The sequence below is a fragment of the Pseudomonas xanthosomatis genome (genome assembly GCF_019139835.1).
Classification (GTDB): domain Bacteria; phylum Pseudomonadota; class Gammaproteobacteria; order Pseudomonadales; family Pseudomonadaceae; genus Aquipseudomonas; species Aquipseudomonas fakonensis.
The window spans coordinates 3,212,757-3,237,730 of record NZ_CP077075.1 but is presented as its reverse complement, the minus strand read 5'-3'; the positions used below and the strand labels follow the sequence as shown (position 1 = coordinate 3,237,730).

The window sequence follows — 24,974 nt, the reverse complement described above, 5'->3', positions numbered from 1 at the left end:
CCTGCCCATGCTCCGCTTCGCCCGCGCCCTGGCGCTGCTTCTGGCCGCCACCCTGCCCGCCCTGGCCTTCGCCGACAACGGCAAGCCGCTGCGCATCGGCATCACCCTGCACCCCTACTACAGCTATGTGAGCAACATCGTCGGCGACAAGGCCGAAGTGGTGCCGTTGATTCCGGCAGGCTTCAACCCCCACGCCTACGAGCCGCGCGCCGAGGACATCAAGCGCATCGGCAGCCTGGATGTGATCGTGCTCAACGGCGTGGGCCATGACGATTTTGCCGACCGCATGATCGCCGCCAGCGAAAAGCCCGACATCCAGACCATCGAATCCAACGCCAACGTGCCGCTGCTGGCAGCCACCGGCATCGCCGCCCGTGGCGCCGGCAAGGTGGTCAACCCGCACACCTTCCTGTCGATCAGCGCCACCATCGCCCAGGTGAACAACATTGCCCGCCAGTTGGGCAAGCTCGACCCGGACAACGCCAAGTTCTACCAGAGCAACGCCCGCGCCTATGCCAAGCGCCTGCGTGCCTTGCGTGCCGAGGCCCTGGCCAAGGTCACCGAGGCGCCAGGTGCGACTTTTCGCGTGGCCACCATTCACGCCGCCTACGACTACCTGGTGCGCGACTTCGGCCTGGAGGTAACTGCGGTGGTGGAACCGGCCCACGGCATCGAGCCAAGCCCTGCGCAATTGAAAAAGACCATCGACCAGCTCAAGGCGCTGGACGTGAAAGTGATTTTCTCGGAAATGGACTTCCCTTCGGCCTATGTCGAGACCATCCAGCGTGAATCGGGCGTGCGCATCTACCCGCTGACCCATATCTCCTACGGCGAGTACACCAAGGAAAAATACGAGGTGGAGATGAAGCGCAACCTCGACACCGTGGTGCAGGCCATTCAGGAGAACCGCGCGTGACCGCCGCCGCCAACATCGTCAGCAGCCACGGGCCGCGCATCGAGTTCGAGGGCATCGACCTGACCCTGGGCCGCACGCGCATCCTTGAAAACGTGCGCTTCAGCGTCGCCCCCGGCAGCGTGCACGCCATCGTCGGCCCCAACGGCGGCGGCAAGAGCTCGCTGATCAAAACTTTGCTCGGGCAGATGCCGCACCAGGGCCAACTGACCCTGCACTGGCCGGGCGAGCGCGAGGTGATCGGCTACGTGCCCCAGGCACTGGAGTTCGACCGCGGCCTGCCGATGACCGTGGACGACTTCATGGCTGCCATGTGCCAGCGCCGCCCGGCGTTTCTCGGGCTGTCGCGGCGGGTGCGCCCGGACATCGACGCGGCCCTGGCGCGGGTCGGCATGCTGCACAAGCGCAAACGGCGCATGGGTGCGCTGTCGGGTGGCGAGCGCCAGCGCGTGCTGCTAGCCCAGGGCTTGATCCCCGAGCCGCAACTGCTGGTGCTGGACGAGCCGATGTCGGCGCTGGACGAGGCCGGCATTCAGGTGTTCGAGCAGTTGTTGCACCGCTGGCGCCAGGCCGGCACCACGGTGCTGTGGATCGAGCACGACCTTGAAGCAGTGCTGCGCCTGGCCGACCGGGTTACCGGGCTGAGCCGCCAGGTGCTGTTCGACGCCCCGCCAGCCGAAGCCCTGACCCCCGAGCGCCTGCTCGGGCTGTTTTCCGTCCACCCGCGCAGCGAGAGCCTTGCCTGATGAATTACGACGCCTTCCGCGAAATGGTCCAGCAGTGGGCCAGCGCGGGTTACCTGCCCGAGGCGCTGGCCTATGGTTTTGTGGTCAACGCCCTGCTGGCGGGCCTGATGATCGGCCCGGTGCTGGGCGGTTTGGGCACCCTGGTGGTGGTCAAGCGCTTTGCGTTCTTTTCCGAAGCCGTGGGCCATGCCGCGCTGACCGGTGTGGCCATCGGCATCCTGCTGGGTGAGCCCTACACCGGCCCCTACGGCAGCCTGTTCGGTTACTGCCTGCTGTTCGGCATCTTGCTCAACTACCTGCGCAACCGCACCGGGCTTTCGCCGGATACGCTGATTGGCGTGTTCCTGTCGGTGTCGCTGGCCCTGGGTGCCAGCCTGCTGCTGATGCTGGCCGGCAAGATCAACGTGCATATTCTGGAGAACGTGCTGTTCGGCTCGGTATTGACCGTCAGCGGCCAGGACCTGCTGGTACTGGGTATCGTCGCGGTGCTGGTACTGGCCCTGGCCGTGCCGCTGTACAACCGCATCATGCTGGCCAGCTTCAACCCGCAGCTGGCAGCGGTGCGCGGGGTGGCGGTGAAGACCCTGGACTACCTGTTCGTGGTGCTGGTGACTTTGGTGACCGTGGCGGCGGTGAAGGTGATCGGGGCGATCCTGGTGGGCGCCTTGTTGGTGATCCCAGCGGCTGCGGCGCGCCTGGTGAGCCAGTCGCTCAAAGGGTTTTTCTTCGTCTCGGTGGTGATTGCCACCCTGAGCACCCTGCTCGGCATTTTGCTGCCGATCGTCTTCGACCTGCCGGTGCCTTCGGGCGCGGCGATCATTCTGGTCGCCGGCATGTGCTTCGCCCTCGCCGCCCTGGCCCGCGCCCTCGTACCCCGTCTGCAAGGAAACCCGGCATGACCCCGATGCTCAAACGCCTCACCCTGACCATGGCCTTGGCCAGCCTGCCGGCGCTGGCCCAAGCGGCCGACACCCAGGTGCTGACCACCCTGCCACTGACCCACAGCCTGGCCAGCGCGCTGCTGCAGGGCACCCAGGTGCAACTGACCCGCGCTGCCCCGGCCAACCTGCCGGCCACGCGCCAGCCGTCGTATTTCAGCGGCCGTGGCGGCGCCAGCCTGCACAAGGCGGCGCTCAAGGCGGATGCTGTGATCGGCGTGCGCTCGATCTGGCGCGACGACCCGCTGTACCCCATGGCCCGGCGCAGCAATATCCGCATTGTCGAGATCGATGCCGCGCGCCCGGTGGACGGCGCGCTGCCGGGCATCGCGGTCAAGGGTGACGAGGCGTTCGCCGCCTACCCCTGGCTCAACCCGAGCAACCTTGGGCGCATGGCCGATGTAGTGGCCAACGACCTGGAGCGCCTGTCGCCTGCTGAAAAGCCGAAGATCCAGGCCAACCTGGCCACGCTCAAACGCCAGATGCTGGAGCTGACCGCCAGCAGCCAGACGCAACTGGCCGAAGTCGACAACCTGAGCGTGGTGAGCCTGTCCGAGCGCCTAGGTTACCTGGCCAGCGGGCTGAACCTGGATGTGGTGGAGCAGCCGTTGCCGGCCGATGACCAGTGGGATGAGGCGGCGCTCAAAGCGTTGACCGACAACCTCAAGGGCCAGGATGTGGCGCTGGTGCTGCACCACCGCCAACCTGATGCGAAGGTGACTGAGGCCATTGCTGCGGGTGGCGCCAAGCTTCTGGTGGTGGAGAGCGACCCGGAAGATACCGTGGCCGGGCTCAAGGCCAGTGTCGAGCAGGTAGTGAAGGCGTTGCAGCAAGGCTGAACGCCGCTTCTGAATGTATTGCTCCACTTCTAAATGCTGGCGCGATACCTGTGGGAGCGGCTTTAGCCGCGAAACAGGCGCCGCGCTAGATGGCACCGGCTTCGCCGGTGTTCGCGGGTAAACCCGCTCCCACAGGTACCGCACAGGGCTCAGGACTGGCGCAATTCTGTAGGAGCGGCCTTGTGCCGCGAAAGGGGTGCGAAGCAGCCCCAGGATCTGCGCATCATGCAAAATTGCCGCGGCGCGTGGCGGCTTTGCGATCAACGCTTCATGCAGCGCTGGTAGCGCTCATCCACCCTGCCTGCGAACCACGCCGTGGTCAGCTTGCGGGTGATCTTCGGGCTCTTCAGCTCGATACCGGGAAGCACCGCCCTTGGCAGCGCCTTGCCGGCCTTGGCTTCGGCCAGGCGGAACACGCCCTCGTACAGGTCGGTCTGCTTCAAGGCCAGGCTGCCCTCCTTCTCCAGCTGCGAGCGAATCTGCGGGTTACGCAAACCCAGCTTCGGCCCTAGCGAGCGCGCGGCAGTTTCAGTCTTGCCCGGCATCAGCGCGCCGGGGGCGATCAGGTCGCCGTCCAGCGCCAGCGCTGCACCGGTCGCGCGGCTAAGGGCAGCCTGGAACGCCGCGTTGCGGCTGGCGTACCAGCCGGCATTGAAGTCGGCGAAGCGGTACAGCGGGCGCTCATAGTGGGTGGGGTAACCCAGCAGGTGGGCGATGCCGAAGTACATACCGCCACGCCGGCTGAATACCTCCTGGCGCACCGTGCCTTGGTAATCGTAGGGGTAGCCTTGGGTGTGCTGCTCGGCAAAGTCGATGCTCACCTGCATCGGCCCGCCGGTGTGCACCGGGTTGAGCCCGTCCAGTAGCGTGCGGCCCAGCGGCAGGCGGCCGATCACCTCGTCGTACAGGGCACTGAGCTGTTTCTCGCTGCGCACTGCCTGCAGCCGCTGCTGGTAGCTCTTGCCGTTGCTCGACGGAGTTTGCAGGGCGCCGTCCACCAGCAGTTTCGGAATGTGCAGGCGCGCGGCGCGGCGGTCGATCTCTTCACGGGCGATGCGCCCCAGGTTGGGCACCTGCGGGTCGGCGTTGAAAGTGGACTCCTGCTCGGTCACCGCCAGCACGGCGCACAGATTGCCCTTGCTCGGGGCCAGGCCCTGGGCCTGGAACGCCACCTGGATGTCCTTGGCCCAGCCCTCGCGGTCCTTGACCTGCGCCGGCAGCAGGCGCAGCAACTGGGCGCGGACCTTGGCAGGGTCCGCTTCAGGGGCTTCTTCGCGGCGCCCGACGCAGCCCTGCAACAGGCCCAGGGCCAGCAGCCCCGCCGCCAACAGCCGCGCGTTCAGGGCTGCTCACCGACGAGGTAGGTCTTGCTGATATGCCTGAACTGCGGGTGGCTGGCGCTGCCCATCAGCTCGAACAGCACCATTTCGCGGGTGACGATATGCGCCCCGGCGTCACGCATGCGCGCAAGGCCCGCCGCCTTGCTGGCGGCGCTGCGGCTGTCGCAGGCGTCCTCGACCACGAACACCTGCTTGCCCAACTCGCGCAGACCAAGCACGGTCTGCAATACGCAAACGTGGGTTTCCATGCCGCACACGATCACCTGCTCGCGGGCCAGCAGGCTGGCCGGCAGGCACTCGCCGGCAACGCAGGAGAAATGCAGTTTTTCGACAATTTCAGCGGCAGGCGCGGCAGCCTTCAACGCCTCGAGGGTGTAGCCCAGGCCTTTGGGGTATTGCTCGGAAATGACCGTGGGCAACTCAAGGTCGGCGGTGGCGGCCAGCAACCAGCGGGCCCGGGCGGCGGTGCCGGCGGGGTCGCTCATGGCGCCGATGAGTTTTTCCTGGATGTCGACCACCAGCAGCGTGGCCTTGGATGAGTCAATCAGCATTGTCTGCGCCTTGCCTGGGAAAGCGTCTAGCCTCCCCCAGGCAAACGCAGGCGTCAATCAGGCACTGAGCCGGTGAGGCTCGAGGGTGGCGCTGAGCAAGCCCAGCACCGCGTCTTCATGCTCATGGATGAAGAAGTGCCCACCGGGGAACATGTCCAGGCTGAACGGGCCGAGGGTTTCCTTGCCCCAGGCCTGCAACTGCTCGGCATTCGCCCGGTCGCTTTCGCCACCCAGCACATGCAGCGGGCAACGCAGTGGCGGGCGCTGGCGGTAGGCGTAGCGCCCGCACAGCAAGAAGTCCGCACGCAGCACCGGCAACGTCAGGCTCATCAGCTCGTCGTTGGCCAGTACCTCTTCAGGGGTACCGCCCAACTTGTGCAGCTCGGCCTTGAGCTCAGGGTCGCTTTTCGGTTCGCGCCAGTTGCCGTTGTCATAGTCCTCGCGACGGGTCGGCGCTGCCGTGCCACAGGCGAACAACGCTACCGGCGGCGGGCAACCCAGGGCCTGCAGCTCGTGGGCCAGCTCGAAGGCCAACAACGCGCCCAAGCTATGGCCGAGCAGCGCATAGGGCGCAGCGGCAGCCAGGCGCTGCTCATCGGCCAGTTTGCGCGCCAGAGCCTGCATGTCGGTGAAAGGCTCCTCGCCCAGCCGCGCACCGCGCCCGGGCAGCTCTACCGGGCGCACCTGCAGCCAGGCCGGCAGCTTGCGCCGCCAGCGGCTGTAAACCATGGCGCTGGCCCCGGAATACGGCAGGCACAGCAGATTCAGCGTGGCCACGCTCACTGGGCCGCGGCTGCCATCTGCTGGCGCAGGCTCAGCGGGCGCATGTCGGTCCAGACTTCGTCGATGTAAGCCAGGCAGTCTTTTTTCAGGCCGCTCTTGCCCACCGCGCGCCAGCCGTTGGGTATGGCCTTGTAGTCGGGCCAGATGGAATATTGCTCTTCGTGGTTGACCACTACCTGGAACACGATGTCGTCGCGGTCGAATACGGAAGTCATTGCCTGTCTCCTTGGATGATGTGGGCCGACGCGCCGGGCGCGGGGCGGCTATCAGGAAGACGAAGCAGGTGCGCCGGAAATTAGCCGAGCATGAGCAATGGTGGCCTGGATGGCGGCGCGGGCCTGGGGGCTGTTCTTCCAGCAGCTGGAGCCCACCAGGCTGGCGACGGCCTGGACGATGTGCCCGGCGTCCGCTTCGGCCAATTGTGCAAGGCTGTGGTAGCCCAGTTGCTCCAGGCGCTGCAGCACCGTCGGGCCGACGCCCTTTAGCGCCAGCAGCTGGCTGCGCTCGTGTTCGTTGAATGCCATGGTTCACCTCCGTGTGAGCTGCGGCTTTGCAAGTGGCGCGGATGATGGCATATATCAACGCCTGACTGCCAACCTGCCCCCGGAGACCTTCCCCATGCTCGGCGTGACCGACTACGGCGCTTTCGTGATTGCCTTTATCATCCTGCTGGCGATCCCGGGGCCTGGCAACTTTGCCCTGATTACCGCCACCGGCAAGGGCGGCATCAAGGGTGGCCTGGCCGCCACCTGCGGGGTGATCCTGGGTGACCAGGTACTGATGTGGCTGGCGGTGGCCGGTGTTGCCACACTGCTGGCGGCGTACCCGGCGGCCTTTCATGTGGTGCAGTGGGCCGGCGCTGGCTACCTGGCCTGGCTGGGCCTGCGCATGGTGCTGAGCAAGCCCGGCACAGCGCCCCGGGAAAGCGCCATGAGCAATGGCCGATACCTGCGCCAGACCATGATGATCACCCTGCTCAACCCCAAGGCGATCATGTTCTACATGGCGTTCTTCCCGCTGTTCATCGACCCGGTGAAGCACCAAGGCATGGTGACCTTTGCCTTCATGGCGGTGACTGTGGCCACGGTGACCTTCTTGTACGGGCTGGTGGCGGTGCTGCTGACCCACCACCTGGCCGAACGCATGCGTGCCAACCCGCGGGTGGGCAACTTGCTCGAGCGCCTGGCGGGGGCTTGCCTGGTGGGGTTCGGCATCAAGCTGGCGGCGATGCGCTAGAAGCTGCGCCTGCCAGACTGGCATTTTTGCCAGTAGACTGTTGACTTGTTCATGGCCATGCTGCTGTTGAGTCCGCAGTATCAGTCACCGTCGCGAACAGGAGCGCGCCATGAGCAAGGACAACTACACCACCCGTTATTTCTACCAAGAGGGCGCGCTCGTTACCGCCAACGGCAGTAGGCAGTATCGCGGAATCTTCCGTGCCGAAGGCATGGCAATGGCCGAGCAGCACGGTGTCACTGATAACGCTACTCATCTGCTGGCGTGCGATGAGAAAGGCTCTTCGCTCGCTGCGCTGAATGGCGAAGTGATCAAGCCGCGCACCTTTTCTGCTTTTGGCCATGATGGGAGCCTCAACGCGATTGAGTCCCTGCTTGGCTTCAATGGCGAATTCAACGAGCCGTATGCACGACTTTATCTACTGGGGACCGGGCATCACCGTGCGTACTCCGCGGTACTGATGCGCTTCCTGGCAGGCGATAGAACAAGCCCTTTTGGCAAGGGCGGGATCAACAGCTACAGCTACTGCGGTGGCGACCCAGTGAACTACCGAGACCCCTCAGGCCATCATCGGATCCCACAAACGCCCCCACGCCCAAAAAAAGTCATCCCTGCGCCCATCCCTGTTCGTCCCGAGCTGCCTGTAATAATAAAGAAGATATATAAAAGCAATTTGGAGTGGTTAAAAACTCCCTCTGGGAAAAAAGCTTATGCGAATGCATATACTCAATTTCGCGCGATCAGCCCCAATTTTGAAAAATACCAACTGCGGCCTATATCCGCTGGAAAAATTAACCAACTCGCCACTTCGGATAGAACACTACAGCAACTGAGCAAAAATTACAGTGGCACCTCGATATCCATAGACGAAGAAATTAAAAACCTCATACGCCTATACAAAGAACAGTCCAATTATATTGCTAGGCTGGCATATGACATGGCGGCTACTGACAACCGGACTAGAACAGAAAGACACATAGGGAAAGTTTCACTCATTTTCACCGAGCGGCGTGCCAAGGCAGACATGGTACAAGACATCATCAGGATGGCCATTTTATCACTGCGTGGAGGGAACACATGATCATGGTGATCGCTTCTGGAGCACTCACGCTCCTGCATCGCGCAACAGGTCGTGGGCATCCAGCAACCTGAACGCCACTTGCGGGTTACGCTCAAGCCCCCGGCGAATCGCCGCTGGAATGGACTGCCGGGTCTTGCGGCACAGCCCCGGTAGCGCCTCCAGCTCGATGACGATGCCGCGCATGGTGCGCACCTCGTTGTAGCCTGGGGCGATGTGCACGCGCAGGCCGAGGTTCTGGTACATGCGCTGCTGCAGGCGCTGCAGGTCTTCGAGGTCTTTGAGGTTTTCCAGGCGTTCGAGCAGGCGCTTTTCCTCCTCACGTGTCAGCAGCAGAATGCGCTGCACCTCGGCCGGGCCGTCGAGCAGTTGCTCGCGGCCGCAGTCACAGGCGCCGGGCGGGCATGGGTGGCGTTGAAGGGGTTGGGTGGTCATGGGGCAAGAATAGCGCCCCACCAGCGTGGCCGCGAGGGCGTGAACGAATGGCTCAGCGGGCGCAGGGCCGGCGCGCTCTTGCGGTCGAAGCTGCCTAGCAACAGGGCCACGGTGGGTGCGTCGTCGATGGCGCCGAGGGAGCTGCCGCAGGCGGGGCAGAACGCCCGGCTGGAATGCTCGGACGACCGGTACAGGCTGGGCGCCCCGCCCTCCCCGGTCCAGTGCACCGCCATCTTGTCGAACTCGACCCAGCACAAGGTCAGGCTGCCGGAGTGGCGCTGGCACATATGGCAGGAGCAGGTATGGGGGAAGCGCGGTGTGCCGCTGGCACGAAAGCGGATACGGCCGCACAGGCAACCGCCGTGGAAGGTGGGCATGGGGTGACGTCCGGGCTATGGGGGCAGCCGGGACGGTAGCCCAGGTGGCTCGGGTGTAAAGGTTGAAAGTGTTACTGCGCAATGCCGTGCACGCCGTCGCCGGGTGCACCTGCTAAAGTGCGCGCCCTCTTCTTTGCGGCTATGACGGAACAATCTCCATGCACAAGATGATCGAGTTTATGGCGGTGGTCGTGGTTTGCACGGTCATTGGGGTGCTGTGCGAGCAGTTCGGGGTGAACAAGTACCTGAAGTGGCTGCTGATGGCGCTGCCGGCTGTAGTTTGGGTGCGGTTGCGTAATCCGTTTTTGCGGTAGGGGTTGGTTTGGTGCCTGGATGCCGGGGGGCGGGCGGGGTCATAGGCCAGGGTGATTGCTTTTGGAGATGTATGCGCATTCGTTGACGATAGCGGCTTTTAGTCACCTTTCCGCCCTTACGGCGGCCTACTTTTGTCTTGGCAAAAGTAGGCAAAACCGCCTGCTCCTATCATCCGGCCCCCTACGCTGCGCTTCGGGGGTTCCCTCGCTCCGGGCTTGCTCCGGAGGTACGCGCCGACGGGCCGTCCCTGGCCCGATCGGCGCTCGACCGGCATCCATGCCGGTCGCCCTCCTACGCAATCCCTACGCTCGGCCTCCTGAAGTCGCGATTTGTGTTGCCTGGGCTATTGCGCGCTTAGAAGCAACATCAAGAGCCAGATCAAGAGCCGGGATGTTGGTTTGATTGTTATTGATGTGATGTTTGTTCTGACGCAATCGCTGGGCAAGCCCGCTCCCACGTTAGAACTGCGCTCGCTGAACCACGTGGGAGCGGGCTTGCCCCGCGATTAAATCCTGAGGTCCCACGGTGGCAACTAGCGGTTAGCTGCGCCAGCCCAGGCGCCGCCACTAACTTCGCGACTTCAGGAGGCCGAACGCAGGGATTGCGTAGGGGGGCGACCGGCATGGATGCCGGTCGAGCGCCGATCGGGCCAGGGACGGCCCGTCGGCGCGTACCCCCGGAGCAAGCCCGGAGTGAGGGAACCCCGGAGCGAAGCGCAGGGGCCGGATGATGGGAGCGAGCGGTTTTGCTTACTTTTGACAAGACAAAAGTAAGCCGCCGTAAGGGCCATCCCTTTCAAGGTCTTTTCGTTTTGGCAGCCTTGATCACCCGGTCTGTTGAAACGTGGGCATGTACCGCCGTTCCCTGTACCCAGGTTTTGGGCTTGGCCACCTTGGGGCCTCGTGGGTTTTTCGCAACCTGCTTGGGCTGGATGTTCTTGGCCAGTTCCAGCAGGCGCCGACCTAATTCTTCTATAGGGACAACCGGTATGTGCTCCGATGGTAGGGCGATCTGCATACCCTCGTAGCCCCCTCGGATCTGGACCGCCAAGTGATAGATCGACGCCTCCCAACTCTCCGGCAGCGTCTCGCGGTGGGCTTGCTCAACACTGCGTTTCAGCAATGCCAGAACGTTGTAGGCCAAGACCGCAGTGGTGAACCCAAGCAGCGCAGCACGCGGGCTGCCGAGGGTTTCAATTTCACTTTCCAGAATGGCTTCTAGTCGCAGAAACATCCCTTCGATGCTCCAGCGACGACGATACAAATCTGCGATCTGCTGTGTGCTGATGCTCTCGGGCAGGTTGCTCCAGAACATCAGACTGGTATCGCCTGAGTCGTTTTTTGAATGGAGCGTCAACTCGACCCGCCGCCACGTGTGCCCGCCCCTCACCTCGATAGATTGCTCGCGTACCATACCTGTTGCGACGGGCATCGGCGCTTGCCACTCGCCTTCCTGGATTATGCGTGGGTGCTTGGCTTGCTCACGAATGACAAATGAAGTTTTCACCTGCCCGCACGCCTCCATCACAGGAAGCGTGCAGTAGAGCCGGTCAGCGATCCAAACCTGATTGGGCTGGGCATCAGCCAGTAGCGGTAGGACGCAGACTCGCTCACTTGCGTAGGCGTCTTCGCAGGGTTGCAGGTCAATTACCTGATCCAGATCGGGATCGTAGACCACTACCGAAAACCCCGGACGGGCAGCCCCGCGCTCCTGGCGCAACGCGCCAAGACGCTTTTCGGTGGAGGCCAGGTGGCTGCCATCAACCACCCGAATTTGCCAATTGGGAAGCATGGCCGAGCAGCCCAACTCATGGATCGTTGGAGTCAGTCGCTGTGCGCAACCTGTCACCAGGGCACGTAGTAGCGCAGGTTCTGTTCGACTGATTTTGTCGTAAAGCGCTGCCAGGCTGACCGGGAGATCGTCCAACTGCTTTGCCGCAGCATGTAGCGACGGCTTCAGACCCAGCGAAACGAGCGACATGAGCTTGACGATGGTCGAGAACAACAGCTCACGAGAGTACTGCCGCTGGCGGTGCTCTTCGAAAACCTGATCGACCCACTCAGGCGCAATAGCTTGCTCCAAAGCGAGTTTGGCCATGACGCTGGCCGGTGCTTTTTTCTCGAATCGCGCTAGAACATCAGCCCACATCACTCGGGTCTTCCTGACTGGATTTCAGCAGATTCTACCGAAGACCTTGAAAGGGATGGCCGTAAGGGCGGAAAGGTGAATAAGCGTCACTACAAATAATGAATGCGCATACAACTTTCAAAACAAACAACAAACAACAGCGCACATCGCAATATACAAACCACCCCACAGAACCCACCGACCTTCAGCCATGCGCATCTTGTGGGCCCCTTGGCGCCAGCCTGCAATGAGGCCGGCGCCCGCCTAACGCAACCGCCGGCTGCCGGCCAGCGCCAGCGCCAACCCGGCCAACGCCACACCGCCCCCCACCAACCCGATATCGGCCACGCCCAATTGGCTGCTGACAATGCTGCCCAGCAGCGCGCCGCCACCGATGCCAATGTTGTAGATGCCCGAGAACAGCGCCATGGCCACGTCGGTGGCATCCGATGCCAGCTTCAGGGTCTTGGACTGCAGCGACAGGCTGAAGCTCAAGATCGCCACGCCCCACAGCATGCTCAAACCGGCAAACAGGTAGAAGTTGCCCGACAGCGGCAGCAGCAACAGCAGGCATGCGGCCAGCGCGCCGATGGCGCCCAGCAGAAACCCATGGGGGAAGCGCTCGCTGTAGCGGCTGAACAGCAGCGAACCGAACACCCCCGCACCGCCAAACAGCAACAGCAGCAAGGTGGTGCGCTCGCCGCCGATCTGCGCCACATGCAGGGCGAACGGCTCGATGTAGCTGTAGGCGGTGAACTGCGCGGTAATCACCAGGGTCACCAGCAGGTAGGTGATGACCAGCGCCGGGCGCTTGAACAAAATCGGCAGGCTGCGCAGCGAGCCCGAGTTCTGGCTGGGCAGCAGCGGCAGCGACTTCATCAGGCACAGCATGGTAACCAGCGCCACCCCGGCGATGCACAAAAAAGTCACCCGCCAGCCCAGCGCCTCACCCACCACGCGCCCCAGCGGGATACCCATGACCATCGCCAGCGTTGTGCCAGTGGCCAGCAACCCGAGGGCCTTGGCCTGCTGCCCCGGCGGCGCCACGCGCACCGCCAGCGACGCGGTGATGGCCCAGAACACCGCGTGGGACAGGGCAATGCCGATGCGGCTGACCAGCAGCATGGCAAAGCTCTGCGCCACCCACGACAGCAGGTGGCTGACGATGAACACCAGGAACACGAACAACAACAGCCGCCGGCGCTCGACGTTGCGGGTCATCAGCATCATCGGCAGGGATGCCAGCGCCACCACCCAGGCGTAGATGGTCAGCATCAGGCCCACCTGGGCGGTGCTCATGTCGAAGCTGCGGCCTATATCGCTGAGCAGCGCCACCGGCACGAACTCGGTGGTATTGAAGATGAACGCCGCCAGGGCCAGGGCGATGACGCTCAGCCAGCTGCCGCTGCCGGCGGTGGGCGGCATTGAGGTAGGGACCGGACCATTCATGAAAAACGCATTCCTCGCAGACAAGGCAACAGCACGCGCATCGACAGCCAGCCTGGGGCTTGGGCGACGCACGTTTGGTTATTAGTAGGATGCAGCCATGGTACGCATCAACCCCGGGCCTCACAACCTCGCCGGTGGACGGAGTACCATGCACGCTTTTGTGATACGACTGCCAGCAACAACGCGGAACAAGGAGCCCGATCCGCCCATGGACAAGCAACACCCGCAGCAGCAGTGGCGCGAGGCCGTGCTGGCCTATGCCGAGGCGATCAACCTGTATGTAGCGCAAGGCCGCGAGCAAGGTTGGGACCACCTCGAAGAACCTGCCACCCCCGACACCGCGCACCTGCTCGACGCCTGGCGCGCGGCGCTGGTGGCGATCAACCGGCCAGGCACTGGCGAGCAGCAGCGCCAGCTGTTTCGCGAGGCCTGGCCGCCGGCGCACCTGCCGCTGCTGCCACTGCTCGAAGAACAGGCCCAGGGGGTTGACCAGGTGCTGCTGCTCGATGACGGCAGCCTGCTGGCACGCATCGGCAAGCCGTTCGAAAAGGGCCAGGTGTTGCGCCTCGAGGGCGATGCGGTAACTCCGGTGATCGGCGTCGATTTTTTTGGCCGTTGCCCGCAGCGGCGCTTCTACGCCCTGGCCAACAGCGAGGGCGTGCGCGTGACCGATGGCTGGGGCGGCCCGCTGGTGGCCCGCCTGCCCTGGCCCCACGGCCTTGAGGGGCTGCCTGAAGGCTTCCCGTTCGAACCCCTGGACATGCCGCCGCGCCCGACCGCGCTGATGCCCTTCCCCGACGGCCAGCGGGTACTGCTGGCCAGCAGCGACGGCATCTTCGTGCTGGCCGCCGACGGCGCCACGCGCCTGCTGCCGCGCGCTGACGACATCCTCGAAGAGCTGGACGCCGGCACCGACCCGGACGACGTCGGCCTGGGCCTGTGCATGCAGCACGTGGCGATGTCGCCGGACGGCCGGCTCATCGCCCTGGGCGAGCAATGCGGGCACCACCTGGTGCTGGGCGAGCAGTTGCAGCGCCTGGCGGTGGTCGGCCCGGCCAGCGAGTACCCGCATTTTGCATTGTTCAACCAGGCTGGCGACCAGTTGCTGCTCAACGCCTGCCACTTCTACCACGGCGCCAGCGTCGGAGTGCGGGTAGCCGACCTGCCGGGGCTGGACACCGAGCACTACAGCGAGGATGCGCGCACGCCGGTGCTGCAGGACGGCGCACGACTGTATGCCGGTGTGGCGCGCCAGGGGGAGTACATCGTTGGCGATGCCCATGGTTACTTGCGAGCGTTCGGTGAGGACGCAACGGAGCACTGGCAGCACTTTCTGGGTTCGACCATCAGCGCCATGGACATCAGTGCCGATGGGCGCACCTTGGTGGCGGCCAGTTATGCGGGGTTCATTTCGGTGATTGCCCTGGATACCCGGCGGCCGGCGTGGCAGATCGGTACCGCAGAGCATGGCGAAGTGCGCCGCTGGGTGTGCTGGAAGGGGTTCGAGCGGCCGCTGGTCTGGTAAGGCCACTGAATGACACGGACGTCGCCCGTGCTCGCGGTGATTCGACCTCCCACAAGCCCAAGGCAAACCTTGTACCTGTGGGAAGCGGCCGTGTTAAATCAATCAGTTGTAGTTTGTTCCATGAAAGCCGGCTTGCCGGCGATAGGGCCATCGGACCTGTTCAGGCAGGCCCGGCCTCATCGCCGGCAAGCCGGCTCCTACAGGGGCTGCATCAGGCTTGCAAAGTGGCCATATCGATAACGAAACGGTACTTCACATCACCCACGATCATGCGCTCGTAGGCCTGGTTGATGTTGCGAATGTCAAGCATCTCGATGTCGCAGCTGATGCCGTGCTCGGCGCAGAAATCCAGCACTTCCTGGGTTTCGGCGATGCCGCCGATCAGCGAGCCGGCCAGCACCCGGCGCTGCATCACCAGGTTGGCGGCGTGCACCGGCGGCTCGACCGGCTCGATCAGGCCGACCAGAATGTGCACGCCACCAAAGGTGAGGGTTTGCAGGTAGGGGTTTAGGTCGTGCTGTACCGGAATGGTGTCGAGCAGGAAGTCGAAGTGCCCGGCGGCGGCGGCCATCTGCTCGGCGTCGGTGGACACGATCACATGGTCGGCACCCTGGCGGCGGGCCTCTTCGGCCTTGCTTGCCGAGCGGGTGAACAGGGTCACTTCAGCGCCCAGGGCCTTGGCGAACTTGATGCCCATGTGGCCCAGGCCGCCCATGCCAAGCACACCGACTTTGTGACCAGGGCCCACGCCGTGCGCCTTGAGCGGCGAGTAGGTGGTGATGCCTGCACACAGAATCGGCGCGGCGCTGGCCAGGTCCAGGCCTTGCGGAATGCGCAGCACGAAGTGCTCGCTGACCACGATGCTGCTGGAATAGCCGCCCATGGTGTTGCTGCCGTCGACCCGGTCGGGGGTGGCGTAGGTCATGGTCGGGCCGGCGAGGCAGTATTGCTCCTCATCCTGGCTGCACGCAGCGCATTGGCGGCACGAATCGACCATGCAGCCGACGCCCACCAGGTCGCCGACCTTGTGGCCGGTGACCTTCTCGCCCACCGCAGTGACGCGGCCGACGATCTCGTGGCCCGGCATCAGCGGGTACACGGCAATGCCCCACTCGTTGCGCGCCTGGTGGATGTCGGAGTGGCACACGCCGCAGTAGAGAATCTCGATGGCCACATCGTCCGCGCGCGGGCTGCGGCGCTGGAAAGTCATCGGGGCCAGGGGGCTGGTGGGGGTCTGGGCGGCGTAACCGATTGCGGTATACATAGGGGGCACCTCGGAGAGTGAAACGGTTCAGGTGGTGCCATTTTCCGCGCGGGTGCGGCCTGCGCCCATCGCCGATTCTCCGGCATGCATGCCTGATTCTCCGGAACTTCGCGTAAGCGTCTGGCGTGCAGCGGCGATTCTGCGAAAATTGCACTGTCCGATTCTCTGCCCCAGGTAGACCATGCAACTGACCCGCCACGTGGATGCAAACGCCACGCTCTGCACGCTGATCCGCAGCCTCGCCACGCGCCCGGGCTTCGTGCCGACCGCCCTGCCCCAGGTGCAGGTGCTGACTTGGGACCACTACGTGGCCAGCAGCCCGCAGATCTACGAGCCGAGCCTGATCATCCTCGCCCAGGGCAGCAAGCTGGCGCGCCTGGGCCCGCGCACGCTGGAATACGGCGCCGGGCATTACCTGGTACAGGCGCTGTCGGTGCCGTTCATGTGCGAAACCTTCGCCACCGCGCAAGCGCCGTTGCTGGGGGTGGCGGTGGACATCGACCGCACCCTGCTGGGCGAACTGGTGCAGAGCATGCACCTGGCGCCGGACGCTGCGGTGCAGGTACAGACCCCGCAGTCGATGAGCTCGGCGGCGCTGGATGCGCCGATGCGCGACAGCGTCGAGCGCCTGCTGCAGTGCCTGCAGGACCCGATGGACGCCAGAATTCTGGGGCCGGCGCGGGTGCGCGAGGTGCTCTACACCGCGCTGCGCGGGCCCCAGGCCGGGGTGTTGCGGGCGCTGGTGGAGCAGCAGGGGCACTTCGCCCGCATCGGTGCGGCCATGGCCTACCTGCGTGCCCACTACGCCGAGCCGCTGGGGGTGGACGAGCTGGCCAGCCGCGCCAACATGAGCGTGTCGACCTTCCATGAGCACTTCAAGCGCGCAACCGACCTTGCGCCGATGCAGTACCTCAAGCGCCTGCGCCTGCTCAAGGCGCAGCAGATGCTGATCGGCGAACGGCTGGGGGTGGCGCAGGTGGCGCACCGGGTGGGCTACCAGAGCACCTCGCAGTTCAGCCGCGAGTACAAGCGCGAGTTTGCGCGCAGCCCGGGGGAGGAGCAGCCGTATCAGAGCTTGCCGGTTTAAGAGAGTTAGACCGCCGATTTGACGCGGTCCCTGTAGGAGCGGCCTTGTGCCGCGAAAGGGCTGCGCAGCAGCCCCAGGATTCCAGCATCACGGCTGATATGCCGGGGCCGCTTTGCGGCCCTTTCCGGCCGGTCCGGCGCCCCGGCAAGGCCGCTCCTACAAAATTCGCGAAGCAGGCTGATACCCCTACTGACGCAACACCATCGCCACAATGGTCGCCTGCAACTCCAGCTTGGCCATCGCTGCCTCCAGCTCCCCGCTCGCCGCCGCCTGGGCCAGCGCATCTGCCGCCCCCACCAGCACGCGCAACCCTGCGCCGCCTACATCCCCACCCGGTGCGAACGGCGCCAGGGCCTGCCGGCACTTGTCGAGAAACGGCCCTTCGTAGGCCTGTTTGAGGGCCGCAAGCTCAGGCGAGCCGGCCAGCGCCGCGCTGACCCCGGGGATCTCCCGCCCCTGGCTCAGTACACAATCGACCCAGGCCTCGGCAATCACCCAGGCCCGCCCGGGCAGTTCTGCCGGGCACCCGGCCAGGGCCGCTTCGAGCATGGCGGTCTGCCGCGCGTCGTAGTCCTGGTACAGCGCCACCAGCAACCCGCCACGCGTCTCGAAGTGGTCGTACACCACCGGCTTGGTAACCCCGGCCTGCTCGGCCAGGCGCCCCAGGCTCAGGGCCTCGGTGCCCTCCTCGCGTACCAGTTGCCAGGCCACCTCCAGTAACTGACGGCGGCGCTGCTCACGGGACAGGCGTTTACGCGGGGCGGCGTTGTCTTCGCTTGACATAGCTTACCTACCAAAAGTAACTTACCGATCGTAACTTACTGCGAGTATATAGCGCTCGCGCTCCCTGTGCACCCCGCTTTTCGGAGGCTTCGCCATGCATGCCCTGATCGTCATCGGCCACCACGACCCTGCATCCCTCACCCATGCCCTCGCCCACCAGGTGGCTGCTGGCCTTGCGGCGGCAGGCCATACCAGCGAACTGGCAGACCTTGCCAGCGAAGGCTTCGACCCACGCTTCGGCCTGGCCGACCATGCCGTGCACCGCCGCCTGGCCGCACCGCCGGCTGACGTGCTGGCCGAGCAGGCGCGCATCGACCGCGCCGACACTCTGGTGCTGGTCTACCCCATCTACTGGTGGTCGCTGCCGGCCCTGCTCAAGGGCTGGGTGGAGCGCGTGTTCAGCAACGGCTGGGCCTTCGACTATGCTGCCGACGGCAGCACCACCAAGCGCCTGCGCGGCATAACCGCGCACCTGGTCGGGGTGGCCGGAGCCGACGCCGGCACCTTCGAACGCCATGGCTACGCCGAAGCGATGCGTGTGCAGATCGAGCACGGCATCTTCGACTACTGTGGCGCGCAGGTGCTGAGCTCGACGCTGTTCAGCGAAACCGAAAGCGCACCGCAAGCCGCCGCGCTGCGCCAGGCCCAAGCCCTTGGCCAAGGGCTGTTCGACACCGAAGCGGTCAGCGCCTGACCCGACAGCTCACACCGCTGCCCAATACACGCCGACGTTCTGAGGGCAATCCAGGCAACCGATTAGAAGGCGTTCGTGGGAGCGGGCTTGCCCCGCGATGCGGCAGACCGGCAAACCTCAAGCCATGGCACCGGCTCGGTCGGTGCCTTCCCTGTAGGAGACCACACAGCCCTCTAGGGCTGTGCTGTCGCGCAGCCCCGAGGGCTGTGCTGTCGCGCAGCCCCGAGGGCTGGGTGATCTCCTACAGGAATGTGCAGGCTAACCAAGCGCCCACTCGGCCAGCGGCCAGTACTGCCCCTTGCGCGACTCGTACAAGGTGAAGTGCCGGGCGGTAAGGAAGAATTCCGGCGCCTCCCCAGCCTCTGGCGGCTGGCCGCGGTAATCACGCGACAGCGTCAGGTGCGGCCGGTACTCGCGGCTGCCTCCCTGCACCCCCAACGGCAACAGCGCCTGCTGCAAGCCATACACCAACTGCAACAAGGCCGGTGGCGTGTGTTCCGGGGCCAGCAGCAAAGCCCCGGGCCGCGGCCACACCTGCAGCCGGTCGAGCAGCAGCCGCAGCGGCGCCGCCGGGCGCTCCAACCGTTCGACCGCCGCGCAGATCGCCGGCACCTGCCCGGCATCGACATCGCCCAAAAACAGCAAGGTCACATGAAAGTTGTCGGCCGGCACCGGCTTGCCGCTGCGCAGGCCCAGCCCGCGGCGCCAGCGGGCCAGCTCGCGGCGCTGGGCGTCGCCCACTGGCAGGGCGAAGAACAACCGCTTGAAGGGGGCGCCGCTGGGGCGTGGGTCCTGGGCCATGTGCTGCTCCTTGGTTGAAACGGTTGCGCAAGCTATAGGCCATTACACCTAAGTCGCCCGGAATTGTCTTAACAAGACCGACCACGAAGTTTATGCTGGCGGGCTTATGCCATGGCGCATGGCCATTTTTCGACAAGTAAACGTCCATGAAAATTGCAATCGTACTGATCTTCGCCCTCTCGATCGCCTATGTTCACCTGCGCGGTCGGGTTCGTCACAAACTCACCCGCCAGCTCGGTGACCACTCAAGCTTCCTGGCCCCGGTCAACAGCTTCCTCTACCTGTTCTCCAAGCAGCCGGCCAAGCCGTACCTGCCTGTGGAGGCGTTTCCCGAGCTGCAACCGCTCAAGGACAACTGGCAGGAAATCCGCCAGGAAGCCCAGCAACTGCTGCATGCCGGCGAAATCAAAAAGTCCGACAATTATGACGACGTCGGCTTCAATTCGTTCTTCAAAACCGGCTGGAAGCGCTTCTACCTGAAGTGGTACGGCGAGAGCCACCCGTCAGCGATGAGCCTGTGCCCGCGCACCACCGAGCTGCTGCAAGGCATCGGCACGGTCAAGGCGGCGATGTTCGCCACCCTGCCGCCGGGCGCCAAGCTGGTACGCCACCGCGACCCGTACGCCGGCTCCTACCGCTACCACCTGGGCCTGGACACCCCCAACGACGACGGCTGCTATATCGACGTCGACGGCGAGAAGTACTCGTGGCGCGACGGCGAGGCGGTGATGTTCGACGAGACCTACATCCATTACGCCGCCAACACCACCGAGCACAACCGCATCATCCTGTTCTGCGATGTCGAGCGCCCGCTCAAGTACCGCTGGGCGACCGCCTTCAACCGCTGGTTCAGCCGCAACGTGATGGCCGCAGCCGCCGCACCGAACGATGCCAACGACAAGACCGGCGGCATCAACCGCCTGTTCACCCGCATCTACAAGATTCGCGAGCGCGGCAAGGCCATGAAGAAGCGCAACCGCACCCGCTACTACCTCGAAAAGTGGGCTGTGGTCGCCGCACTTGTGCTGGTGTTCATCTACATCTGACCCGCCGTTCCCTGGAGGTGCCGGCTTGCCGGCTCCTCCAGGGGGCGCTGCGAACGCAGCACAGCCGCACAAGACGCCCTGCGCAACCTCGACTAGCCTGAAAGCTCCTGTTGCCAACCCGACAAGGTGAAGACGATGAGCATGATGGACTGGGACGCCTACCGTAAGCAGTTGATGGCCGGTATCGGCGACCTCAAGCACCTCTCCCCCGACACCGTGGCCGGGTACATGACCGCCAGCGGCGCCGGCGCCAAGACCAACCACCTGGATGCAAAAACCCGCGAGCTGATCAGCCTGGCGGTGGCGGTGACCACCCGCTGCGACGGCTGCATCGCCGTGCACTCGCAGCAGGCGGTCAAGCATGGTGCCACCCGCGAGGAAATCGCCGAGGCTTTGGGTGTGGCGGTGGCGATGAATGCCGGCGCGGCGCTGGTGTATTCGGCCCGGGCGCTGGATGCGGTGGGCAAGGCCGGGGCCTGATTGGCACCACCCGGTGGGGGCAACTGCCTGGTGTTGCCTTTACCGGCCTCATCGCGGGCAAGCCCGCTCCTACAGGGGGCGCATGGCCTTTCAGACCTGCGCTGTACCTGTGGGAGCGGGCTTGCCCGCGATGGGGCCATAACAGGCTTGCTCCCAATCGCCACACCCCCCAGACTTGCCTGCCCAGCCCGCCCAGGTAGCCGCATGATCCACATCCGCCCCATGACCCCGGACGACTTCGAACGCTTCTGGCCCACCTTCCAGGCCATCGTCCAGGCCCGCCAGACCTACGCCTTCGACCCCGCCCTCGACCAAAGCCAGGCCCGCCAGCTGTGGCTGCAAGCGCCCCTGCATACCCTGGTGGCCGAAGAACACGGCGAGCTGCTCGGCTCGTACTACCTCAAAGCCAACGCCGCCGGCCCTGGCAGCCATGTGGGCAATTGCGGCTACATGGTCTGCGAGCACGCCCGTGGCCGTGGCGTGGCGCGGCTGATGTGCGAACACTCGCAAAAGCTCGCGCGCCAGGAGGGTTTTCTGGCGTTGCAGTTCAATTCGGTGGTGGCCAGCAACGAAGTGGCTGTGGCGCTGTGGCACAAGCTCGGCTTCGACACGGTCGGGCGGTTGCCCAAGGCCTACCGGCATGCCCAGCTGGGGCTGGTGGACTGCCTGGTGATGTACAAGTGGCTTGCCGACGAGCCGGTGGTGGAAAAGCCTGCGCTGTTGATCGGGCGCAAGAACATCGAGGCGCGGGTGTCGCGACGACGCGGGCGCTGATGCCCGGTAGCGGCCCTGTCGCCGGCAAGCCGGCGACAGGACACTTTGATCAGAACGCCAACCCGACCTTCACGCCAAACTCGTCACGCTTGAGCTTGTTGTTGTCCAGCACCGGCGAATCGCCATCGACCTTGTACTCGGTGCGGGTGTAGTACACCCCGGCCTGCACCGGCATGCTGCCCTGCTGGTTCATCAGCAAGGTGACTTCGGCGTAAGGGTTGGTGCGGTCCTTCATGTCGACACTGTCGCTGCCAAAATCGTCCACCTTGATGCGCGCACGGCCGTCGATAGTGTGGCGGGCGCCCACTTCGAAACGCAGGGTCGAGGTGTCGAACTGGTGGTTGTAACCCAGCGCCGCCTTGGCGAAAGGCGATTTGTAGGTCAGGCGGGTATCGAGGTCGTTGATCTCGGGCTCGAAGCGGGTCCAGCTGTAGCCACCGCCTACGGTGACATCGACGAAGTTGCGCGCATCCAGCGCGGCGCGCCAGCCCAGGTCCAGTTCGGCCTGGGCCTCCTTGAGCTTGTTGTCGTTCTTCTTGCCGTACTTGGCCTCGGCCCCCAGCTGATAGATCAGCCCGGACTCGGCAGTCATCTTGTTGCCGAAGCTGGCGAACACACCGCCCTGGCCCAGGTGCTCCTTGTCCGAGCTGCTGCCGCCCTCGAACTTGAAGCTGTCGTACGAGCCCAGCAGGCCGAAGGTGAACAGCGGGTCGGTGCTGGGTGCGGCACTGGCGGCCAGGGGCGCGCCCATCAGTGCCAGCAGGCAGGCGTGGCGCAGCGGGTTACGGATGAACATTGGCAAAAGTCTCCATGACGTAAGTGAATGACAAACCAGCCCTTCGAGACAACGTCATTGGGAAAAGTTCGGAAAAAAATCAGTAAAAACTGCTAAACCATTGCCCCGTCACACTTTTGGTGGTCAGATGCGCGCCAGTTTCAGGTGTCCTGCGCCGCCGCGCGCAGGGTGAAACGGGAAGCCGGTGCGTCGTTTTTGCGACAAGTCCGGCGCTGCCCCCGCAACGGTAAGCGAGCGAACCCTTCGACACACCACTGTGCCTTGGCATGGGAAGGTGAAGGCTTCACGACCCTCGCAAGCCCGGAGACCGGCCTGAAGCCTTACTTGGCAACCCGCGGTGGGCGGGCGCAGGCCGGTATCCGCGTGCGCGCCTGCGTGCGTGGTTCGCCTTTGCGTGTTTTCCACCGGGATCCATTCATTCCTGCAGCAGTGGAACGACATGTCCCGATTCAGCAAGCTCCACCCCCTGGCCGCCTGTTTGGCCGTCGCCCTTCCGGCCTTGGCCGACGAACCCCTGACCCTGCCTTCCACCGCTGTTACCGACAGCCAGGAGGCACGCAGCATCGACCTGGCCACCCCGACCCCGGCTGGCTCGCGGCTGAACCTCAGCGCCCTGGACACCCCCGCCAGCACCAGCACCCTCAGCGAGGCACAGATCCAGCAGCGCAACAACGCCACCGTGCAGGACGCCGTAAGCCGCACCCCAGGGCTGACCTTCATCGGCACCCCGGGCGACGGCGGCACCGGCCTGTCGGCGCGCGGCTTCACCGGGCAAAATTCGGTGATGACCCTGTTCGACGGCGCACGCCTGTACACCGGTGCCGGCACCCAGACGTTCCCGGTAGACCCGTGGATGGTCGAGCGTATCGATGTGCTGCGCGGCCCGGCCTCGGTGCTGTACGGCGAAGGCGCCACCGGGGCGACGATCAACGTGGTCCCGAAAAAGCCGCTGACCGGCGAGGTGCGCAACCACCTGCGCCTGGGCTATGGCTCGTGGGGCCGCCAGCAACTGGGCATGGACAGTGGCGGCAGCTTGAGCGAGCGCTTGAGCTATCGCCTGACCCTCAACCAGCAAGCCGGTAACGGCTACGTTGACCGCACCGAGTCGCGCAGCCTGGCCCTGAGCGCCGCCCTGCGCTTCGATGCCAGCGACAACCTGAGCTTCACCCTGGCCCACGAACGCGGTGACGCGCAGCCGGCCAACTACTACGGCACCCCGCTGATCGACGGCCACCTGCGCGACAGCCTGCGCAAGAAAAACTACAACGTCAGCAACGATGTGCAGCGCTACCACGATGAATGGACACGCCTGACCACCGACTGGGCCCTGAGCGACAGCGTGTCGGCCAGCAACCAGCTGTACTACATCAAGAGCCGCCGCCACTGGCGCAACGCCGAAAGCTACAGCTGGGACCCGTCCGCTTCTGCGGTGCAGCGCGGCAGCTTCCTGGAAATCCGCCACAACCAGGAGCAGGTCGGCGACCGCCAGAGCTTCACCTTCGACCACAGCCTGCTGGGCCTTGCCAGCAAGACCGTGGTGGGCGTCGAGGCCAACCGCATCCGCTTCAACATCGACAGCAACTTCCCCTACGAAGACGGCAGCAGCGACCCGCTCGACCCGTGGCACCCTGCCCCCGGCCCTTTCCATAGCAACAGCCCGACACAACCGCAGATGCTGTCCAAGGTCAACACCGTCGCCCTGTTTGCCGAAAACCGCACCCAATTGAGCGAGCGCCTGGCGCTGGTCACCGGCATTCGCCGCGACCAGAACCACATCGACCGCGACGACCTGGTCAACAACAGCCGCAACGACCGCAGCCTGCGCGGCGGCAACTGGCGAGCGGGCCTGGTGTATGCGCTCAGCGACGACCTGTCACTGTACGGCCAGTTTTCCACCAGCGAGGACGGCGTCGGCGACCTGCTGACCCTGCGCCCGGAGCAAAGCCTGGACCTGACCGAGGCCAAGCAGACCGAACTGGGCCTGAAACAGCGCTTTTGGGCCGGGCGCGGCGAATGGACCCTGGCGGCCTACCACATCGTCAAAAAGAAACTGCTGGTCAGCGACCCGCTCACCCATGCCAAACAGCAGGCCGGCCAGCAGACCTCCGATGGCCTGGAAGCCAGCCTGGAACTGGCGCTGGGCAACCAGTGGCAGCTGTCGGCCAACGCAGCGCTTGTGCGGGCCGAGTACGACCAGTTCGACGAGGTGAACGGCGGCATCGCCTATGACCGCGCCGGCAACCGCCCCACCGACGTACCGCGGCGCACCGCCAACCTGTGGCTGAACAAAGGCTTCAGCCAGGCGGTAGATGCCGGCATCGGCCTGCGCTATGTGGACGAGCGCTACGCCAACACCGCCAACAGCCAGCGCGTGCCGGGCTATACCGTGGTCGATGGCAATATCGGCTGGCAAGTGCTGCCGGACGTGCGCCTGGGGCTGCAGGTGAACAATCTGTTCGACCGGGTGTATGCGCAGTCGGCGTACAGCGGCGAGCAGTGGTTGCTGGGCACGCCGCGGTCGTACTTTGCCACCGTGGATTACCGGTTCTGAGCGGATGGCCTCATCGCCGGCAAGCTAACGCGCAATCCCGATTGAC

Annotated in this window: 27 protein-coding genes and 1 riboswitch; of the genes, 14 read left to right on the top strand and 13 right to left on the bottom strand. The window is 64.7% G+C overall.

Features of this window, described 5'->3' with window-relative positions; genetic code table 11:
• The first annotated feature begins 7 nt into the window (after window positions 1-7).
• Genes KSS93_RS14520 through KSS93_RS14505 form a run of 4 tightly spaced genes read left to right on the top strand, consistent with a single transcriptional unit; the run spans window position 8 to window position 3,436 of the window.
• Window positions 8-916, top strand: coding sequence for a metal ABC transporter substrate-binding protein (locus KSS93_RS14520; protein WP_217884698.1), 909 nt, complete (start codon window positions 8-10; stop codon window positions 914-916).
• Window positions 913-1,659, top strand: coding sequence for a metal ABC transporter ATP-binding protein (locus KSS93_RS14515; protein WP_217884697.1), 747 nt, complete (start codon window positions 913-915; stop codon window positions 1,657-1,659). Before KSS93_RS14520 ends, KSS93_RS14515 begins: the two co-directional genes overlap by 4 nt.
• Window positions 1,659-2,558: a metal ABC transporter permease gene (locus tag KSS93_RS14510; RefSeq protein ID WP_217839168.1), complete on the top strand. Its 900-nt coding sequence runs from the start codon at window positions 1,659-1,661 to the stop codon at window positions 2,556-2,558. Before KSS93_RS14515 ends, KSS93_RS14510 begins: the two co-directional genes overlap by 1 nt.
• Window positions 2,555-3,436, top strand: a complete 882-nt coding sequence (locus KSS93_RS14505) for a metal ABC transporter substrate-binding protein (protein WP_217884696.1) — start codon at window positions 2,555-2,557, stop codon at window positions 3,434-3,436. The genes KSS93_RS14510 and KSS93_RS14505 overlap by 4 nt, the downstream gene beginning before the upstream one ends.
• A 260-nt stretch (window positions 3,437-3,696) precedes the next feature.
• Here the strand turns inward: KSS93_RS14505 and KSS93_RS14500 are convergent, their stop codons facing one another.
• From KSS93_RS14500 to KSS93_RS14480, 5 genes are read right to left on the bottom strand one after another with little or no spacing between them, the layout of a single operon-like run.
• On the bottom strand, window positions 3,697-4,779 hold the full coding sequence (locus KSS93_RS14500) for a DUF1615 domain-containing protein (protein WP_437182125.1): 1,083 nt from the start codon (window positions 4,777-4,779) through the stop codon (window positions 3,697-3,699).
• Window positions 4,776-5,327: an isochorismatase family protein gene (locus KSS93_RS14495; RefSeq protein ID WP_217884695.1), complete on the bottom strand. Its 552-nt coding sequence runs from the start codon at window positions 5,325-5,327 to the stop codon at window positions 4,776-4,778. Before KSS93_RS14495 ends, KSS93_RS14500 begins: the two co-directional genes overlap by 4 nt.
• A 57-nt stretch (window positions 5,328-5,384) precedes the next feature.
• The gene (locus KSS93_RS14490) at window positions 5,385-6,104 is read right to left on the bottom strand and encodes a thioesterase II family protein (protein ID WP_217884694.1); all 720 of its coding nucleotides are present in this window, start codon (window positions 6,102-6,104) and stop codon (window positions 5,385-5,387) included.
• 2 nt (window positions 6,105-6,106) lie between these two features.
• Window positions 6,107-6,325: an MbtH family protein gene (locus KSS93_RS14485; protein ID WP_217839174.1), complete on the bottom strand. Its 219-nt coding sequence runs from the start codon at window positions 6,323-6,325 to the stop codon at window positions 6,107-6,109.
• A 51-nt stretch (window positions 6,326-6,376) separates the two neighbouring features.
• The gene (locus tag KSS93_RS14480) at window positions 6,377-6,634 is read right to left on the bottom strand and encodes a helix-hairpin-helix domain-containing protein (RefSeq protein ID WP_217884693.1); all 258 of its coding nucleotides are present in this window, start codon (window positions 6,632-6,634) and stop codon (window positions 6,377-6,379) included.
• Window positions 6,635-6,728: 94 nt separating this feature from the next.
• Here KSS93_RS14480 and KSS93_RS14475 point away from each other — a divergent pair, with 94 nt between their 5' ends.
• On the top strand, window positions 6,729-7,346 hold the full coding sequence (locus KSS93_RS14475; RefSeq protein WP_217888735.1) for a LysE family transporter: 618 nt from the start codon (window positions 6,729-6,731) through the stop codon (window positions 7,344-7,346).
• 109 nt (window positions 7,347-7,455) lie between these two features.
• Window positions 7,456-8,427, top strand: a complete 972-nt coding sequence (locus KSS93_RS14470; RefSeq protein WP_217884692.1) for an RHS repeat-associated core domain-containing protein — start codon at window positions 7,456-7,458, stop codon at window positions 8,425-8,427.
• Window positions 8,428-8,451: 24 nt separating this feature from the next.
• Here the strand turns inward: KSS93_RS14470 and KSS93_RS14465 are convergent, their stop codons facing one another.
• Together KSS93_RS14465 and KSS93_RS14460 are read right to left on the bottom strand one after the other, a co-directional pair.
• Window positions 8,452-8,859, bottom strand: coding sequence for a hypothetical protein (locus KSS93_RS14465; RefSeq protein WP_217884691.1), 408 nt, complete (start codon window positions 8,857-8,859; stop codon window positions 8,452-8,454).
• Window positions 8,856-9,236: a GFA family protein gene (locus KSS93_RS14460; protein WP_217884690.1), complete on the bottom strand. Its 381-nt coding sequence runs from the start codon at window positions 9,234-9,236 to the stop codon at window positions 8,856-8,858. The genes KSS93_RS14465 and KSS93_RS14460 overlap by 4 nt, the downstream gene beginning before the upstream one ends.
• 158 nt (window positions 9,237-9,394) lie before the next feature.
• Here KSS93_RS14460 and KSS93_RS14455 point away from each other — a divergent pair, with 158 nt between their 5' ends.
• The gene (locus KSS93_RS14455) at window positions 9,395-9,550 is read left to right on the top strand and encodes a hypothetical protein (protein ID WP_217884689.1); all 156 of its coding nucleotides are present in this window, start codon (window positions 9,395-9,397) and stop codon (window positions 9,548-9,550) included.
• Window positions 9,551-10,346: 796 nt separating this feature from the next.
• Here the strand turns inward: KSS93_RS14455 and KSS93_RS14450 are convergent.
• Window positions 10,347-11,648, bottom strand: a complete 1,302-nt coding sequence (locus tag KSS93_RS14450) for an IS4 family transposase (protein WP_217888722.1) — start codon at window positions 11,646-11,648, stop codon at window positions 10,347-10,349.
• Between the two features lie 294 nt (window positions 11,649-11,942).
• Window positions 11,943-13,127, bottom strand: a complete 1,185-nt coding sequence (locus KSS93_RS14445) for a sugar transporter (protein WP_217884688.1) — start codon at window positions 13,125-13,127, stop codon at window positions 11,943-11,945.
• 208 nt (window positions 13,128-13,335) lie between these two features.
• Here KSS93_RS14445 and KSS93_RS14440 point away from each other — a divergent pair, with 208 nt between their 5' ends.
• Window positions 13,336-14,652 carry a hypothetical protein gene (locus KSS93_RS14440; RefSeq protein WP_217884687.1) on the top strand — a complete coding sequence of 439 codons (1,317 nt, stop codon included), beginning with the start codon at window positions 13,336-13,338 and terminating at the stop codon, window positions 14,650-14,652.
• 211 nt (window positions 14,653-14,863) lie between these two features.
• On the opposite strand, the gene KSS93_RS14435 is transcribed toward KSS93_RS14440, so the two are convergent.
• Window positions 14,864-15,916, bottom strand: coding sequence for an NAD(P)-dependent alcohol dehydrogenase (locus tag KSS93_RS14435; RefSeq protein ID WP_217839183.1), 1,053 nt, complete (start codon window positions 15,914-15,916; stop codon window positions 14,864-14,866).
• 181 nt (window positions 15,917-16,097) lie between these two features.
• Between KSS93_RS14435 and KSS93_RS14430 the strand changes: the two genes are divergently transcribed.
• The gene (locus tag KSS93_RS14430) at window positions 16,098-17,003 is read left to right on the top strand and encodes an AraC family transcriptional regulator (protein ID WP_217884686.1); all 906 of its coding nucleotides are present in this window, start codon (window positions 16,098-16,100) and stop codon (window positions 17,001-17,003) included.
• 186 nt (window positions 17,004-17,189) lie between these two features.
• On the opposite strand, the gene KSS93_RS14425 is transcribed toward KSS93_RS14430, so the two are convergent.
• Window positions 17,190-17,786, bottom strand: coding sequence for a TetR/AcrR family transcriptional regulator (locus tag KSS93_RS14425; RefSeq protein ID WP_217884685.1), 597 nt, complete (start codon window positions 17,784-17,786; stop codon window positions 17,190-17,192).
• A gap of 94 nt (window positions 17,787-17,880) precedes the next feature.
• Here KSS93_RS14425 and KSS93_RS14420 point away from each other — a divergent pair, with 94 nt between their 5' ends.
• Window positions 17,881-18,480: an NAD(P)H-dependent oxidoreductase gene (locus tag KSS93_RS14420; RefSeq protein WP_217884684.1), complete on the top strand. Its 600-nt coding sequence runs from the start codon at window positions 17,881-17,883 to the stop codon at window positions 18,478-18,480.
• A gap of 258 nt (window positions 18,481-18,738) precedes the next feature.
• On the opposite strand, the gene thpR is transcribed toward KSS93_RS14420, so the two are convergent.
• Window positions 18,739-19,281 (bottom strand): RNA 2',3'-cyclic phosphodiesterase, encoded by a 543-nt coding sequence (gene thpR, locus KSS93_RS14415; protein ID WP_217884683.1) that lies wholly within the window; start codon window positions 19,279-19,281, stop codon window positions 18,739-18,741.
• A gap of 146 nt (window positions 19,282-19,427) precedes the next feature.
• Between thpR and lpxO the strand changes: the two genes are divergently transcribed.
• The 3 genes from lpxO (at window position 19,428) to KSS93_RS14400 (ending at window position 21,581) form a co-directional block, all read left to right on the top strand.
• Window positions 19,428-20,327, top strand: a complete 900-nt coding sequence (gene lpxO / locus KSS93_RS14410) for a lipid A hydroxylase LpxO (RefSeq protein ID WP_217884682.1) — start codon at window positions 19,428-19,430, stop codon at window positions 20,325-20,327.
• A 135-nt stretch (window positions 20,328-20,462) separates the two neighbouring features.
• On the top strand, window positions 20,463-20,807 hold the full coding sequence (locus tag KSS93_RS14405) for a carboxymuconolactone decarboxylase family protein (RefSeq protein ID WP_217839187.1): 345 nt from the start codon (window positions 20,463-20,465) through the stop codon (window positions 20,805-20,807).
• A 204-nt stretch (window positions 20,808-21,011) separates the two neighbouring features.
• Window positions 21,012-21,581 (top strand): GNAT family N-acetyltransferase, encoded by a 570-nt coding sequence (locus KSS93_RS14400; RefSeq protein ID WP_217884681.1) that lies wholly within the window; start codon window positions 21,012-21,014, stop codon window positions 21,579-21,581.
• Between the two features lie 49 nt (window positions 21,582-21,630).
• Here KSS93_RS14400 and KSS93_RS14395 read toward each other — a convergent pair whose 3' ends face one another.
• Window positions 21,631-22,377 (bottom strand): outer membrane beta-barrel protein, encoded by a 747-nt coding sequence (locus tag KSS93_RS14395; RefSeq protein ID WP_217884680.1) that lies wholly within the window; start codon window positions 22,375-22,377, stop codon window positions 21,631-21,633.
• Between the two features lie 125 nt (window positions 22,378-22,502).
• Window positions 22,503-22,707, top strand: a riboswitch (cobalamin riboswitch).
• 109 nt (window positions 22,708-22,816) lie between these two features.
• Here KSS93_RS14395 and KSS93_RS14390 point away from each other — a divergent pair.
• Window positions 22,817-24,928 (top strand): TonB-dependent receptor, encoded by a 2,112-nt coding sequence (locus KSS93_RS14390; RefSeq protein ID WP_217884679.1) that lies wholly within the window; start codon window positions 22,817-22,819, stop codon window positions 24,926-24,928.
• The last annotated feature ends 46 nt before the right edge of the window (window positions 24,929-24,974 follow it).

Coding starts and splice junctions, on each gene's coding strand:
- KSS93_RS14520 (WP_217884698.1), top strand. CDS start 8: ATGCTCCGCTTCGCCCGCGCCCTGGCGCTGCTTCTGGCCGCCACCCTG.
- KSS93_RS14400 (WP_217884681.1), top strand. CDS start 21,012: ATGATCCACATCCGCCCCATGACCCCGGACGACTTCGAACGCTTCTGG.
- KSS93_RS14405 (WP_217839187.1), top strand. CDS start 20,463: ATGAGCATGATGGACTGGGACGCCTACCGTAAGCAGTTGATGGCCGGT.
- KSS93_RS14470 (WP_217884692.1), top strand. CDS start 7,456: ATGAGCAAGGACAACTACACCACCCGTTATTTCTACCAAGAGGGCGCG.
- KSS93_RS14465 (WP_217884691.1), bottom strand. CDS start 8,859: ATGACCACCCAACCCCTTCAACGCCACCCATGCCCGCCCGGCGCCTGT.
- KSS93_RS14395 (WP_217884680.1), bottom strand. CDS start 22,377: ATGTTCATCCGTAACCCGCTGCGCCACGCCTGCCTGCTGGCACTGATG.
- KSS93_RS14455 (WP_217884689.1), top strand. CDS start 9,395: ATGCACAAGATGATCGAGTTTATGGCGGTGGTCGTGGTTTGCACGGTC.
- KSS93_RS14505 (WP_217884696.1), top strand. CDS start 2,555: ATGACCCCGATGCTCAAACGCCTCACCCTGACCATGGCCTTGGCCAGC.
- KSS93_RS14420 (WP_217884684.1), top strand. CDS start 17,881: ATGCATGCCCTGATCGTCATCGGCCACCACGACCCTGCATCCCTCACC.
- thpR (WP_217884683.1), bottom strand. CDS start 19,281: ATGGCCCAGGACCCACGCCCCAGCGGCGCCCCCTTCAAGCGGTTGTTC.
- KSS93_RS14480 (WP_217884693.1), bottom strand. CDS start 6,634: ATGGCATTCAACGAACACGAGCGCAGCCAGCTGCTGGCGCTAAAGGGC.
- KSS93_RS14440 (WP_217884687.1), top strand. CDS start 13,336: ATGGACAAGCAACACCCGCAGCAGCAGTGGCGCGAGGCCGTGCTGGCC.
- KSS93_RS14430 (WP_217884686.1), top strand. CDS start 16,098: ATGCAACTGACCCGCCACGTGGATGCAAACGCCACGCTCTGCACGCTG.
- KSS93_RS14450 (WP_217888722.1), bottom strand. CDS start 11,648: ATGGCCAAACTCGCTTTGGAGCAAGCTATTGCGCCTGAGTGGGTCGAT.
- KSS93_RS14510 (WP_217839168.1), top strand. CDS start 1,659: ATGAATTACGACGCCTTCCGCGAAATGGTCCAGCAGTGGGCCAGCGCG.
- KSS93_RS14390 (WP_217884679.1), top strand. CDS start 22,817: ATGTCCCGATTCAGCAAGCTCCACCCCCTGGCCGCCTGTTTGGCCGTC.
- KSS93_RS14435 (WP_217839183.1), bottom strand. CDS start 15,916: ATGTATACCGCAATCGGTTACGCCGCCCAGACCCCCACCAGCCCCCTG.
- KSS93_RS14460 (WP_217884690.1), bottom strand. CDS start 9,236: ATGCCCACCTTCCACGGCGGTTGCCTGTGCGGCCGTATCCGCTTTCGT.
- KSS93_RS14495 (WP_217884695.1), bottom strand. CDS start 5,327: ATGCTGATTGACTCATCCAAGGCCACGCTGCTGGTGGTCGACATCCAG.
- lpxO (WP_217884682.1), top strand. CDS start 19,428: ATGAAAATTGCAATCGTACTGATCTTCGCCCTCTCGATCGCCTATGTT.
- KSS93_RS14485 (WP_217839174.1), bottom strand. CDS start 6,325: ATGACTTCCGTATTCGACCGCGACGACATCGTGTTCCAGGTAGTGGTC.
- KSS93_RS14445 (WP_217884688.1), bottom strand. CDS start 13,127: ATGAATGGTCCGGTCCCTACCTCAATGCCGCCCACCGCCGGCAGCGGC.
- KSS93_RS14475 (WP_217888735.1), top strand. CDS start 6,729: ATGCTCGGCGTGACCGACTACGGCGCTTTCGTGATTGCCTTTATCATC.
- KSS93_RS14425 (WP_217884685.1), bottom strand. CDS start 17,786: ATGTCAAGCGAAGACAACGCCGCCCCGCGTAAACGCCTGTCCCGTGAG.